The sequence below is a fragment of the Aeromonas simiae genome (assembly GCF_000820125.1).
Lineage (GTDB): Bacteria > Pseudomonadota > Gammaproteobacteria > Enterobacterales > Aeromonadaceae > Aeromonas > Aeromonas simiae.
The window spans coordinates 616-13340 of the sequence record NZ_CDBY01000029.1; the positions used below are offsets into that span (position 1 = coordinate 616).

Consider the following 12725-nt stretch of genomic DNA (forward strand, 5'->3'; position numbering starts at 1 on the left):
GGGGGGGCGATTCAGCGTGGATAACTTGCTTCATCCACAGGGTTTATCCCCACCCCGGCCCCTCAGCCCTTGTATGCGATGGGGGGGGGCGACCCCAGCAGCAGCACGCCGCCCGTGACGGGCTTGACCTTGGCCTGCGGATAGACGGCTAACACCTTCTTGATCGCGGGCACAAACTCCTTTTTGAAGTCCTTGTCGGGGTCTTTCCCCTTGTACTCCTGCGCGAACTGTTCGCGGATGGCCTTCCAGTGAAGGGTGACGCCTCGCCCCTCAATGCGATGTAGCCGGTGGGCAAGCCATGTGTACACGTCCAAAGCCAGCGCGGAATCAGACAAGGCCATGAGGGCGCGGTTATCGAGCGGGACGGCGTTCTCTACCAGTGAGTTGAAGTAACCATCAGACAACACCAACAGGCCCGGCCAAAGCGCCTGCTGGCCCGTTTCCCTGTTCGCCAGCCAAGCGTCGAACTGCTCCACCGGCTGCCCGTTGAACGTGCGACCCTTGAAGCCTAGTTGCAGGCGGCAGGCTGCAAGGGCGTGCATCTGCTTCCGCAGAGTGGTGAACGATCCGCGCACCCCGCCAGTGGTGGGCTTACCCAACAGTCGCAGAAACTCGCTTGCGCTGCTGCCGATGGCAATTTCGCGGTCTTTGGTTCGCACGGCCTGCGTGGAGATCCACGCCAGCGCCAAGCGTGGCAAAGGGCCATAGGGGACGGGCTGCTGCACAGGCCCCTTGCCCTCATCCAGCCACCCCGCCTGCACGTTGATCCAAGCTGCGCCGGATTGGCGCATGAACTCGCGGCCATCGAATTTGGAGCGCGGCAGGCCGACTTGGCACAGCACCGAATGGGTAAAGGCCATGTCCTCACCATCGGGCGGCGTGCTCATGATCTCCGCCGATGCCTCAATCAGCTTGAGGTCGGATTGTGTCAGGATGCCCGGCTGTTTGCGCTTGGGTGTCGCCTTGGGCTTTTCGGTAGTGACGGCAACAGACACACCGGCGGCAAGCTGGGCCATGACGCGCTGCCGCTCGGCCTGCGCCTTCTCGCGCTTCGCGGTGGCTTCGTCGATCTGCGCCCGGACTCCCGCAACCTGTGGGCTATCGACACCGTGCTCTATGGCTACGCTGGCAAGCGACCGGCGCAACTCAATGAGAGCTTCATCAAGCTGGGCGATGAGAACATCGAACGCTGATACCCAAATCTCTTGATCGTTGGCGGCCATAGCCCCCTCCCCTCTTTATCGTTCCTCGCCCTCGATGCGTAGCCCGCTCTGGAGCATCTGCATCACTGCCAGATTGATGACAGCCGCCCGGCTCTGCCCAATCTGGCCAGCCAGTTCATCGACACGATCCAGCAGCGGCTCGGCAATGGTCAGCGTGATTTGCACCTTGCGACCCTTGCGCACCCGGCGCGGAGCTTCCGGGGTGGCTGCGGCAGCATCCGGCGCACCGGAAATGAAGGCATCCGCCGCCGCTGCGGTAGCGTCTTGCGCGGGCTTCGTCGGTTTCTTTGTAATCGCCATTGAATCTATCTCCACACTTAAAGCATATTGATTTGATATTAAAACAATGCGCTGATAAGTGCATCAAGTTCCGCGCTTGCTTTGCCGTCTTGCGGCTTGATTTCAAGCACACACTGCCCCGCCCCTGCGGCGTTGGAAAACGCCTTGCGGCGGCGTAGCGGGGTCGGCAGGTACTCGAACTGGGGCACCTCGGCCACGGCGGCGGCGGCCTCGGCGTTGTCGGTGGAGTGCTCGCCCGGATCGGCGCAGTTGAGGACAGCAAAGCAGCGCAAACCGTCGCGCACACTGCGGGCCTCATCGACCAGCGCCGCAATGTCGTTGAGCGCCCACACGTCATAGCTGCGCGGCTGGAACGGCACCAGCAGCACGTCAGACAGCACGAGGGCTGCGCGTAGCGCGGTCGAGTCGCGCCCGCCTGCGTCGATCACCACGTCATCGAACTTGGCCGCTTGCTGCTGCACCTGTGCCCGCAGGGTCGGGCCGTCCGGGTAGGTCGCGCAGGCAATGCCCGGCGTGTGCCCGGCCTCGGCACGAATGCTGATTGCTGTCTGCGCGGTGCCCTGACGATCACCGTCGATCAGCCACACATCACGCCCGGCCAATGCGCGGGCGATTGCCAGATTCACGGCAATGGTGGTTTTCCCCACGCCGCCCTTTGTGTTTCCAACGGTGATAATCATCGCCTTGTCACCTCAACTTAATATTAAAAACAGTTGCTATTGTAGTGAAAAAAGGATGCTTGTCAATGCTTGCCGCAGGCATAAAAAACCCCGCACGCAGCGGGGTTCGGTGGCAGGGCAGGGGAGGGCTTAGGCGATCTGGTGGATCTCGTTGTCGTTTTCAGAAGGCGACTGCACGAAATATCAGGAGTCGGCTGCACTGCCAGAACTGGCCGCCTGCAAGGCAGCGTAGAGAGCGGTTTTTCCTACCTTGAGGCGTGCGGCGGCCTCGCGGACATTCAAGCCGTTGGCGACAAGCTCCCGCGCTCGTTGCAACTTGTCGGCAGTGACAACCGGCTTGCGTCCGCCTTTGCGCCCGCGTGCGGCGGCAGCGGTCAACCCGGCCTTGGTGCGCTCGCGGATCAGGTCGCGCTCGAACTGGCCCAGCGCACCGAACACATGGAAGATGAGCCGTCCGCCCGGCGTGGTGGTGTCGATGTTTTCAGTCAACGAGCGGAAGCCGACGCCCCGTGCTTCCAGCTTGCCGACCGTCTCAATCAGGTGCGGCAGGGAGCGGCCAAGCCGATCCAGCCGCCAGACGACCAGCACATCGCCATCGCGCAGATAAGCCAGCGCATCGGCCAAGCCGGGCCGGTCTGCCTTGGCCCCGGATGCCGTGTCCTCGAAAACCCGTTCGCAGCCTGCATTGCGCAGCGCATCCGTCTGCAAGGCGGTGTCCTGTTCCGCCGTCGATACCCGCGCATAGCCGATGAGTGCCATTTCCGCCCATTTGTCCGTTATACCGTCCGCCTATCTTATTGTCCGTCATCCCGTTGCGCAAGATGTTTTCGGACAGGCGTCCGGTTTGGCCGCCTAATGATCGTTTGGCGGACAAGGCGACTGGCATCAGCCGAACAGCTCGCTATGGGAGCCAAGCCGCGCCAGTCGCAGGGTGTCGGCGTCGGACTTGCGGTAGATCAGCAGCAGGTCGGGCTTGATGTGGCATTCGCGGTAGCCCGCCCAATCGCCGGAAAGATCGTGGTCGCGGTATCGCACATCCAGGGGCTGATCGGTCGCCAGCGCGACCAGAACCGGCTTGAGGTCATCATTCGTGCAGCGGACTCCTGATACTGTTCGTTCAATAGACGACTGCACAACAGCCTTCAAACCGCGTTGTCTGGTGCAGTCGTCTTCTGAAAATGACACAAAAACTGTCGTTTTCAGAAGACGGCTGCACTGAACGTCAGAAGCCGACTGCACTATAGCAGCGGAGGGGTTGGATCCATCAGGCAACGACGGGCTGCTGCCGGCCATCAGCGGACGCAGGGAGGACTTTCCGCAACCGGCCGTTCGATGCGGCACCGATGGCCTTCGCGCAGGGGTAGTGAATCCGCCAGGATTGACTTGCGCTGCCCTACCTCTCACTAGTGAGGGGCGGCAGCGCATCAAGCGGTGAGCGCACTCCGGCACCGCCAACTTTCAGCACATGCGTGTAAATCATCGTCGTAGAGACGTCGGAATGGCCGAGCAGATCCTGCACGGTTCGAATGTCGTAACCGCTGCGGAGCAAGGCCGTCGCGAACGAGTGGCGGAGGGTGTGCGGTGTGGCGGGCTTCGTGATGCCTGCTTGTTCTACGGCACGTTTGAAGGCGCGCTGAAAGGTCTGGTCATACATGTGATGGCGACGCACGACACCGCTCCGTGGATCGGTCGAATGCGTGTGCTGCGCAAAAACCCAGAACCACGGCCAGGAATGCCCGGCGCGCGGATACTTCCGCTCAAGGGCGTCGGGAAGCGCAACGCCGCTGCGGCCCTCGGCCTGGTCCTTCAGCCACCATGCCCGTGCACGCGACAGCTGCTCGCGCAGGCTGGGTGCCAAGCTCTCGGGTAACATCAAGGCCCGATCCTTGGAGCCCTTGCCCTCCCGCACGATGATCGTGCCGTGATCGAAATCCAGATCCTTGACCCGCAGTTGCAAACCCTCACTGATCCGCATGCCCGTTCCATACAGAAGCTGGGCGAACAAACGATGCTCGCCTTCCAGAAAACCGAGGATGCGAACCACTTCATCCGGGGTCAGCACCACCGGCAAGCGCCGCGACGGCCGAGGTCTTCCGATCTCCTGAAGCCAGGGCAGATCCGTGCACAGCACCTTGCCGTAGAAGAACAGCAAGGCCGCCAATGCCTGACGATGCGTGGAGACCGAAACCTTGCGCTCGTTCGCCAGCCAGGACAGAAATGCCTCGACTTCGCTGCTGCCCAAGGTTGCCGGGTGACGCACACCGTGGAAACGGATGAAGGCACGAACCCAGTGGACATAAGCCTGTTCGGTTCGTAAGCTGTAATGCAAGTAGCGTATGCGCTCACGCAACTGGTCCAGAACCTTGACCGAACGCAGCGGTGGTAACGGCGCAGTGGCGGTTTTCATGGCTTGTTATGACTGTTTTTTTGTACAGTCTATGCCTCGGGCATCCAAGCAGCAAGCGCGTTACGCCGTGGGTCGATGTTTGATGTTATGGAGCAGCAACGATGTTACGCAGCAGGGCAGTCGCCCTAAAACAAAGTTGGGCGCACAATAAGGCTCCTCGCAGAGTTGCTTGAAAGTTGTTACGATTCAAATTCAATCATGAGATAGTCAGCAGATGAGCACTTCCAAGAACGCAGACAAGTAAGCCGCAGCAACCTTCATTTTTCGGTTGTTGCGGCGTTCTCATGAATCCTTTTGCTCTACGGGAGCGCCGCCAAATCCTTTGTTCAAGGAGATGGTTTCGTGCGCTCAAAAAACTTTAGTTGGCGGTACTCCCTTGCCGCCACGGTGTTGTTGTTATCACCGTTCGATTTATTGGCATCACTCGGCATGGACATGTACTTGCCAGCAGTGCCGTTTATGCCAAACGCGCTTGGTACGACAGCGAGCACAATTCAGCTTACGCTGACAACGTACTTGGTCATGATTGGTGCCGGTCAGCTCTTGTTTGGACCGCTATCGGACCGACTGGGGCGCCGCCCCGTTCTACTGGGAGGTGGCCTCGCCTACGTTGTGGCGTCAATGGGCCTCGCTCTTACGTCATCGGCTGAAGTCTTTCTGGGGCTTCGGATTCTTCAGGCTTGTGGTGCCTCGGCGTGCCTTGTTTCCACATTTGCAACAGTACGTGACATTTACGCAGGTCGCGAGGAAAGTAATGTCATTTACGGCATACTCGGATCCATGCTGGCCATGGTCCCGGCGGTAGGCCCATTGCTCGGAGCGCTCGTCGACATGTGGCTTGGGTGGCGGGCTATCTTTGCGTTTCTAGGTTTGGGCATGATCGCTGCATCTGCAGCAGCGTGGCGATTCTGGCCTGAAACCCGGGTGCAACGAGTTGCGGGCTTGCAATGGTCGCAGCTGCTACTCCCCGTTAAGTGCCTGAACTTCTGGTTGTACACGTTGTGTTACGCCGCTGGAATGGGTAGCTTCTTCGTCTTTTTCTCCATTGCGCCCGGACTAATGATGGGCAGGCAAGGTGTGTCTCAGCTTGGCTTCAGCCTGCTGTTCGCCACAGTGGCAATTGCCATGGTGTTTACGGCTCGTTTTATGGGGCGTGTGATACCCAAGTGGGGCAGCCCAAGTGTCTTGCGAATGGGAATGGGATGCCTGATAGCTGGAGCAGTATTGCTTGCCATCACCGAAATATGGGCTTCGCAGTCCGTGTTAGGCTTTATTGCTCCAATGTGGCTAGTGGGTATTGGTGTCGCCACAGCGGTATCTGTGTCGCCCAATGGCGCTCTTCGAGGATTCGACCATGTTGCTGGAACGGTCACGGCAGTCTACTTCTGCTTGGGCGGTGTACTGCTAGGAAGCATCGGAACGTTGATCATTTCGCTGTTGCCGCGCAACACGGCTTGGCCGGTTGTCGTGTACTGTTTGACCCTTGCAACAGTCGTGCTCGGTCTGTCTTGTGTTTCCCGAGTGAAGGGCTCTCGCGGCCAGGGGGAGCATGATGTGGTCGCGCTACAAAGTGCGGAAAGTACATCAAATCCCAATCGTTGAGAGAATGTGGCAAGCTATCGCCCAACAAATCGCTGCAGCCGACCCAAAACCGCTACGCGGTTTCGGTCGGCTGAGCTCAGGCGTTAGGCCTCGCCGAAGCGAAAGATCGCTACTTGAAGTGTTGACGCCTTTGTTTTAAAGTTTCGCGTCTATCTTTCTGATTTTGTTAAAAAATCAGACTTTGATTAATCATGTTAGACGTCAGAGGTATTTTGACTTAAACGCCTCTGAGGTCGAATTAACGTTAGCCACCAAGAAGGTGCCATGAAAACATTTGCCGCATATGTAATTATCGCGTGTCTTTCGAGTACGGCATTAGCTGGTTCAATTACAGAAAATACGTCTTGGAACAAAGAGTTCTCTGCCGAAGCCGTCAATGGTGTCTTCGTGCTTTGTAAAAGTAGCAGTAAATCCTGCGCTACCAATGACTTAGCTCGTGCATCAAAGGAATATCTTCCAGCATCAACATTTAAGATCCCCAACGCAATTATCGGCCTAGAAACTGGTGTCATAAAGAATGAGCATCAGGTTTTCAAATGGGACGGAAAGCCAAGAGCCATGAAGCAATGGGAAAGAGACTTGACCTTAAGAGGGGCAATACAAGTTTCAGCTGTTCCCGTATTTCAACAAATCGCCAGAGAAGTTGGCGAAGTAAGAATGCAGAAATACCTTAAAAAATTTTCCTATGGCAACCAGAATATCAGTGGTGGCATTGACAAATTCTGGTTGGAAGGCCAGCTTAGAATTTCCGCAGTTAATCAAGTGGAGTTTCTAGAGTCTCTATATTTAAATAAATTGTCAGCATCTAAAGAAAACCAGCTAATAGTAAAAGAGGCTTTGGTAACGGAGGCGGCACCTGAATATCTAGTGCATTCAAAAACTGGTTTTTCTGGTGTGGGAACTGAGTCAAATCCTGGTGTCGCATGGTGGGTTGGGTGGGTTGAGAAGGAGACAGAGGTTTACTTTTTCGCCTTTAACATGGATATAGACAACGAAAGTAAGTTGCCGCTAAGAAAATCCATTCCCACCAAAATCATGGAAAGTGAGGGCATCATTGGTGGCTAAAACAAAGTTAAACATCATGAGGGAAGTGGTGATCGCCGAAGTATCGACTCAACTATCAGAGGTAGTTGGCGTCATCGAGCGCCATCTCGAACCGACGTTGCTGGCCGTACATTTGTACGGCTCCGCAGTGGATGGCGGCCTGAAGCCACACAGTGATATTGATTTGCTGGTTACGGTGACCGTAAGGCTTGATGAAACAACGCGGCGAGCTTTGATCAACGACCTTTTGGAAACTTCGGCTTCCCCTGGAGAGAGCGAGATTCTCCGCGCTGTAGAAGTCACCATTGTTGTGCACGACGACATCATTCCGTGGCGTTATCCAGCTAAGCGCGAACTGCAATTTGGAGAATGGCAGCGCAATGACATTCTTGCAGGTATCTTCGAGCCAGCCACGATCGACATTGATCTGGCTATCTTGCTGACAAAAGCAAGAGAACATAGCGTTGCCTTGGTAGGTCCAGCGGCGGAGGAACTCTTTGATCCGGTTCCTGAACAGGATCTATTTGAGGCGCTAAATGAAACCTTAACGCTATGGAACTCGCCGCCCGACTGGGCTGGCGATGAGCGAAATGTAGTGCTTACGTTGTCCCGCATTTGGTACAGCGCAGTAACCGGCAAAATCGCGCCGAAGGATGTCGCTGCCGACTGGGCAATGGAGCGCCTGCCGGCCCAGTATCAGCCCGTCATACTTGAAGCTAGACAGGCTTATCTTGGACAAGAAGAAGATCGCTTGGCCTCGCGCGCAGATCAGTTGGAAGAATTTGTTCACTACGTGAAAGGCGAGATCACCAAGGTAGTCGGCAAATAATGTCTAACAATTCGTTCAAGCCGACGCCGCTTCGCGGCGCGGCTTAACTCAAGCGTTAGATGCACTAAGCACATAATTGCTCACAGCCAAACTATCAGGTCAAGTCTGCTTTTATTATTTTTAAGCGTGCATAATAAGCCCTACACAAATTGGGAGATATATCATGAAAGGCTGGCTTTTTCTTGTTATCGCAATAGTTGGCGAAGTAATCGCAACATCCGCATTAAAATCTAGCGAGGGCTTTACTAAGCTTGCCCCTTCCGCCGTTGTCATAATCGGTTATGGCATCGCATTTTATTTTCTTTCTCTGGTTCTGAAATCCATCCCTGTCGGTGTTGCTTATGCAGTCTGGTCGGGACTCGGCGTCGTCATAATTACAGCCATTGCCTGGTTGCTTCATGGGCAAAAGCTTGATGCGTGGGGCTTTGTAGGTATGGGGCTCATAATTGCTGCCTTTTTGCTCGCCCGATCCCCATCGTGGAAGTCGCTGCGGAGGCCGACGCCATGGTGACGGTGTTCGGCATTCTGAATCTCACCGAGGACTCCTTCTTCGATGAGAGCCGGCGGCTAGACCCCGCCGGCGCTGTCACCGCGGCGATCGAAATGCTGCGAGTCGGATCAGACGTCGTGGATGTCGGACCGGCCGCCAGCCATCCGGACGCGAGGCCTGTATCGCCGGCCGATGAGATCAGACGTATTGCGCCGCTCTTAGACGCCCTGTCCGATCAGATGCACCGTGTTTCAATCGACAGCTTCCAACCGGAAACCCAGCGCTATGCGCTCAAGCGCGGCGTGGGCTACCTGAACGATATCCAAGGATTTCCTGACCCTGCGCTCTATCCCGATATTGCTGAGGCGGACTGCAGGCTGGTGGTTATGCACTCAGCGCAGCGGGATGGCATCGCCACCCGCACCGGTCACCTTCGACCCGAAGACGCGCTCGACGAGATTGTGCGGTTCTTCGAGGCGCGGGTTTCCGCCTTGCGACGGAGCGGGGTCGCTGCCGACCGGCTCATCCTCGATCCGGGGATGGGATTTTTCTTGAGCCCCGCACCGGAAACATCGCTGCACGTGCTGTCGAACCTTCAAAAGCTGAAGTCGGCGTTGGGGCTTCCGCTATTGGTCTCGGTGTCGCGGAAATCCTTCTTGGGCGCCACCGTTGGCCTTCCTGTAAAGGATCTGGGTCCAGCGAGCCTTGCGGCGGAACTTCACGCGATCGGCAATGGCGCTGACTACGTCCGCACCCACGCGCCTGGAGATCTGCGAAGCGCAATCACCTTCTCGGAAACCCTCGCGAAATTTCGCAGTCGCGACGCCAGAGACCGAGGGTTAGATCATGCCTAGCATTCACCTTCCGGCCGCCCGCTAGCGGACCCTGGTCAGGTTCCGCGAAGGTGGGCGCAGACATGCTGGGCTCGTCAGGATCAAACTGCACTATGAGGCGGCGGTTCATACCGCGCCAGGGGAGCGAATGGACAGCGAGGAGCCTCCGAACGTTCGGGTCGCCTGCTCGGGTGATATCGACGAGGTTGTGCGGCTGATGCACGACGCTGCGGCGTGGATGTCCGCCAAGGGAACGCCCGCCTGGGACGTCGCGCGGATCGACCGGACATTCGCGGAGACCTTCGTCCTGAGATCCGAGCTCCTAGTCGCGAGTTGCAGCGACGGCATCGTCGGCTGTTGCACCTTGTCGGCCGAGGATCCCGAGTTCTGGCCCGACGCCCTCAAGGGGGAGGCCGCATATCTGCACAAGCTCGCGGTGCGACGGACACATGCGGGCCGGGGTGTCAGCTCCGCGCTGATCGAGGCTTGCCGCCATGCCGCGCGAACGCAGGGGTGCGCCAAGCTGCGGCTCGACTGCCACCCGAACCTGCGTGGCCTATACGAGCGGCTCGGATTCACCCACGTCGACACTTTCAATCCCGGCTGGGATCCAACCTTCATCGCAGAACGCCTAGAACTCGAAATCTAACGTCCGTTCGGGCATCGAGGTCCATGTCGGGGTGGGACGGGCCCGTGGCTTCAAGATCACTTGCAGTCCGACCGCGATGTCTTGGTTGCGCGAGAGGTTGTCGACAGGCCATGCTGAGTGTGCGATGGTTGATCGCTTCCTCGCCGCTCTCCACGGCGACGATGGCCGCCGCCATCAGCAAGTGCGCCAGTTCCCCTATGGTGCCCTCGCTGCGTGTGAGCAGGTAGCGAGCCATGTCCAGCGTGGCAATTGGGGAAGGCCGGCGCAGCGGGAGCGAAGCGGCGAAGCTGGCCAGCAGTGAGCAGCAATCGTCGTTGGCCTCCCATACCGGCAGCATCATCGGCTCGAAGCGATTTTCCAACTGGTCATCGGAGCGGATGGCTAGGTAGGCGTCGCGCGTGCCTACCCCAACCAACGGGATGCGCAGTTCGTTGCCGAGGAAGCGCAGCAGGTTGAGGAATTCCCGGCGGTTGACGCTGTTGCCGGCCAGCACGTTGTGCAGCTCGTCGATCACCAGCATGCGCACGCCGACCTTGCGCAGCAGTGCCAGAGCCAGTTGCTCCATTTCCGGCAACCGTGGGCGTGGGCGCAGCGGCGCGCCCATCGCGGCGAGCAGCGCGACGTAGAAGCGGATCACGGACGGCTCGGACGGCATCTGCACGACCAACACCGGGATGTGCTCCTGGTCGGCGTCGGAGCTGGCCGGGTGGGTGCGGCGGAACTTCTCGACGATCATCGACTTGCCATTGTTGGTCGGGCCAACCAGCAGCAGGTTGGGCATGCGTTGCTTGTTTGGCCACGCATAAAGGGCTTCCAGCCGGTTCAGCGCCTCGACTGCGCGCGGATAGCCGATCCAGCGGTCGGCGCGAAGGCGCTGGATGCGCTCGTCCGCCGGAAGACGGGCCAAGCCCTGGGCCGCCGGCAGCAGGTGGGACAGGTCGATGATGGGATATTCGTCCACGGCTACCACTCCTCAATCTGGTCGAACGGTTTGGCGGGTGGCAAGTTGTCTGCCTGCGGGTCGGCAATATCCGTATCCGGCGGAACGGGCTTGTCCGGCCGAGCTGATGTCTTGAGGTGCTGGCGGCGATCCGCGTCACGCCGCGCCTTGCGTGTGGCCTTCTGCGCGCTGGTCACAATCTCACGCATCTGGCCGATCATGCGGAACAGCGCCGACTCATCCACCTGTTCGCGCCCTTGCTGCCGCAGTTTCGCCAGCGCCTGCCGTTGTTCCCAGAGGGTGACAGCCGGATGCGACAAGGTACGGTAGGGAATTTCCAGGTAATGCTGTCCCTCCGGTTCCAGGACCCAGATACGGCTGATGTCGCGCGGATCGCGCCGGATCAGAAAGGACGGCCAGCGTTCACGCCGCGCAATCCACGGCTTGAGCGCATCGGCGTAGTAGTGGATGTGGTCGATGACAAAGCCGGTGCGGGTCAGCGTGCGCCGGAGGATCGGCAGAAAATCGACCAGGAACGAAGTAGCGCGTGTGACGACGGCCGGTACGCCGACACGCGCCACGGCCTCGGCCCAGCGCGCGGCCGGCGGTTGGAGCAGGCCGTTGTGCACCGAACCGTGGTAGGTGCCGACCGCCAATGTGAGCCAGCGCTCTAGCTCGCGCAGCGTCAGGGCGGCCTTGTTTTCGGAATCGTAGTCGCCGCGCTGGTCAGGGTTGGAGAAGGTCGTTCCCGGCAGTTCGTCGTGAATCATCTGCATCGCCGTGCCGATGATCCGTTCCACGATGCCGCCATAGTGCGGCTGTCCCAGCGGGCGATAGTCCAGCCGGATGCCATGCTGCTCGCAACCCCGGCGCAGGGCCTCGCTCTTGAACTCGGCCGCGTTGTCTAGGTAGAGCAGCAAGGGCTTGCCGCTCATCTGCCAATCCATTTCCACGTTCAGTCCTTCCAGCCAAGGGCGCTTGTCGCAGGCGACATGCACGAGGCACAGGCCAACCGAAACGGCAGACGGCGCTTCCAGCGTGACGACCATGCCGAGCACGCAGCGGGTGAACACGTCGATGGCGAGGGTCAGGTACGGGCGGCCAATAGGTTGCCGGTCGCGGTCATCGACCACGATCAGGTCGATGACCGTATGGTCTATCTGCACCTGCTCCAGCGGCGCGGTCACGGCAGGAGGCTCGCCGCCCACACCTTGTAGGTCACGAGCGGCATCCTGGCCTTCCCGCCGGCGGATGACCTTGCGCGGGTCAAGGCTAGCGATCCGTAAGGCCACGGTATTGCGCGCCGGCACTCGCAGTTTTTGAGCCTTGCACACCTGAGTGACTTCGCGGTGAAAGGCCGCTAGGCTGCGCTTCTGCTTGGTCAGGAACCGCTTTTGCAGTAGCTCGTGGATGACGCGCTCGACCGGTTCCGGCAAGCGCCCCTTACCTTTACCTCCACCGGACTGGCCGGGCACCAGATCCGTCACGAGGCCGCTGCCTTGCCGGGCACGCCGGATCAGAACGTATACCTGGCGCCGAGACAAGCCCAGCGCCTGAGCCGCCATATCGGCCGCTTCGTGCCCGACCGTCTCCGACTGCGCCAACGGACTGATGATCTCCGCACGACGGCGCGCACGCTCCCAAGCCTCATCAGGCAGAGTGGCCACGCCTTGTTCTGGAATCCGTGGGGTGTCCGTCGCCATGCTCAGGGGTTCTAGGGATTTTCCG

14 protein-coding genes are annotated in these 12725 nt (G+C 59.0%); 6 read left to right on the plus strand and 8 right to left on the minus strand.

What is annotated here, in order from left to right:
• Positions 1-62: 62 nt before the first annotated feature.
• The 6 genes from BN1134_RS03960 to intI1 all read right to left on the minus strand — a co-directional run bounded on the left by BN1134_RS03960 (position 63) and on the right by intI1 (position 4610).
• Complete coding sequence (locus BN1134_RS03960) at positions 63-1223, minus strand: replication protein RepA (protein WP_224994968.1); 1161 nt, start codon at positions 1221-1223, stop codon at positions 63-65.
• A gap of 15 nt (positions 1224-1238) precedes the next feature.
• A complete protein-coding gene (locus tag BN1134_RS03965) occupies positions 1239-1523 on the minus strand; it encodes a hypothetical protein (RefSeq protein WP_033147140.1) in 285 nt (94 codons plus the stop codon).
• A 38-nt stretch (positions 1524-1561) separates the two neighbouring features.
• Positions 1562-2203, minus strand: a complete 642-nt coding sequence (locus BN1134_RS03970; RefSeq protein WP_033147139.1) for an AAA family ATPase — start codon at positions 2201-2203, stop codon at positions 1562-1564.
• A 183-nt stretch (positions 2204-2386) separates the two neighbouring features.
• Positions 2387-2962 carry a recombinase family protein gene (locus BN1134_RS03975; RefSeq protein WP_001173919.1) on the minus strand — a complete coding sequence of 192 codons (576 nt, stop codon included), beginning with the start codon at positions 2960-2962 and terminating at the stop codon, positions 2387-2389.
• Positions 2963-3088: 126 nt separating this feature from the next.
• The gene (locus BN1134_RS19130; RefSeq protein WP_196240184.1) at positions 3089-3388 is read right to left on the minus strand and encodes a type II toxin-antitoxin system YafQ family toxin; all 300 of its coding nucleotides are present in this window, start codon (positions 3386-3388) and stop codon (positions 3089-3091) included.
• 208 nt (positions 3389-3596) lie between these two features.
• A complete protein-coding gene (gene intI1 / locus BN1134_RS03985) occupies positions 3597-4610 on the minus strand; it encodes a class 1 integron integrase IntI1 (protein WP_000845048.1) in 1014 nt (337 codons plus the stop codon).
• Between the two features lie 342 nt (positions 4611-4952).
• Here intI1 and BN1134_RS03990 point away from each other — a divergent pair, with 342 nt between their 5' ends.
• From BN1134_RS03990 to BN1134_RS04015, 6 genes are all read left to right on the plus strand, one after another.
• Positions 4953-6212 (plus strand): chloramphenicol efflux MFS transporter CmlA5, encoded by a 1260-nt coding sequence (locus BN1134_RS03990; protein WP_012300772.1) that lies wholly within the window; start codon positions 4953-4955, stop codon positions 6210-6212.
• Positions 6213-6476: 264 nt separating this feature from the next.
• Positions 6477-7277, plus strand: a complete 801-nt coding sequence (locus BN1134_RS03995) for an oxacillin-hydrolyzing class D beta-lactamase OXA-10 (protein ID WP_000846390.1) — start codon at positions 6477-6479, stop codon at positions 7275-7277.
• 16 nt (positions 7278-7293) lie between these two features.
• Positions 7294-8085: an ANT(3'')-Ia family aminoglycoside nucleotidyltransferase AadA1 gene (aadA1, locus tag BN1134_RS04000; RefSeq protein ID WP_001209508.1), complete on the plus strand. Its 792-nt coding sequence runs from the start codon at positions 7294-7296 to the stop codon at positions 8083-8085.
• A 163-nt stretch (positions 8086-8248) separates the two neighbouring features.
• The gene (locus BN1134_RS04005) at positions 8249-8596 is read left to right on the plus strand and encodes a quaternary ammonium compound efflux SMR transporter QacE delta 1 (RefSeq protein WP_000679427.1); all 348 of its coding nucleotides are present in this window, start codon (positions 8249-8251) and stop codon (positions 8594-8596) included.
• Positions 8590-9429, plus strand: coding sequence for a sulfonamide-resistant dihydropteroate synthase Sul1 (gene sul1 / locus BN1134_RS04010; RefSeq protein WP_000259031.1), 840 nt, complete (start codon positions 8590-8592; stop codon positions 9427-9429). The genes BN1134_RS04005 and sul1 overlap by 7 nt, the downstream gene beginning before the upstream one ends.
• Before the next feature lie 127 nt (positions 9430-9556).
• Positions 9557-10057 (plus strand): GNAT family N-acetyltransferase, encoded by a 501-nt coding sequence (locus BN1134_RS04015; RefSeq protein ID WP_000376623.1) that lies wholly within the window; start codon positions 9557-9559, stop codon positions 10055-10057.
• Here BN1134_RS04015 and BN1134_RS04020 read toward each other — a convergent pair.
• Positions 10026-11018 carry a TniB family NTP-binding protein gene (locus BN1134_RS04020; protein WP_001381192.1) on the minus strand — a complete coding sequence of 331 codons (993 nt, stop codon included), beginning with the start codon at positions 11016-11018 and terminating at the stop codon, positions 10026-10028. The genes BN1134_RS04015 and BN1134_RS04020 overlap by 32 nt on opposite strands.
• 2 nt (positions 11019-11020) lie before the next feature.
• The coding region (locus BN1134_RS04025) for a Mu transposase C-terminal domain-containing protein (protein WP_052449417.1) at positions 11021-12725 on the minus strand (1705 nt) is incomplete at its 5' end.

What these genes read in the sequence shown, in the direction of transcription:
- BN1134_RS03960 (WP_224994968.1), bottom strand. Translation starts at nt 1,223, where the DNA reads ATGGCCGCCAACGATCAAGAGATTTGGGTATCAGCGTTCGATGTTCTC.
- BN1134_RS03965 (WP_033147140.1), bottom strand. Translation starts at nt 1,523, where the DNA reads ATGGCGATTACAAAGAAACCGACGAAGCCCGCGCAAGACGCTACCGCA.
- BN1134_RS03970 (WP_033147139.1), bottom strand. Translation starts at nt 2,203, where the DNA reads ATGATTATCACCGTTGGAAACACAAAGGGCGGCGTGGGGAAAACCACC.
- BN1134_RS03975 (WP_001173919.1), bottom strand. Translation starts at nt 2,962, where the DNA reads ATGGCACTCATCGGCTATGCGCGGGTATCGACGGCGGAACAGGACACC.
- intI1 (WP_000845048.1), bottom strand. Translation starts at nt 4,610, where the DNA reads ATGAAAACCGCCACTGCGCCGTTACCACCGCTGCGTTCGGTCAAGGTT.
- BN1134_RS03995 (WP_000846390.1), top strand. Translation starts at nt 6,477, where the DNA reads ATGAAAACATTTGCCGCATATGTAATTATCGCGTGTCTTTCGAGTACG.
- aadA1 (WP_001209508.1), top strand. Translation starts at nt 7,294, where the DNA reads ATGAGGGAAGTGGTGATCGCCGAAGTATCGACTCAACTATCAGAGGTA.
- BN1134_RS04005 (WP_000679427.1), top strand. Translation starts at nt 8,249, where the DNA reads ATGAAAGGCTGGCTTTTTCTTGTTATCGCAATAGTTGGCGAAGTAATC.
- sul1 (WP_000259031.1), top strand. Translation starts at nt 8,590, where the DNA reads ATGGTGACGGTGTTCGGCATTCTGAATCTCACCGAGGACTCCTTCTTC.
- BN1134_RS04015 (WP_000376623.1), top strand. Translation starts at nt 9,557, where the DNA reads ATGGACAGCGAGGAGCCTCCGAACGTTCGGGTCGCCTGCTCGGGTGAT.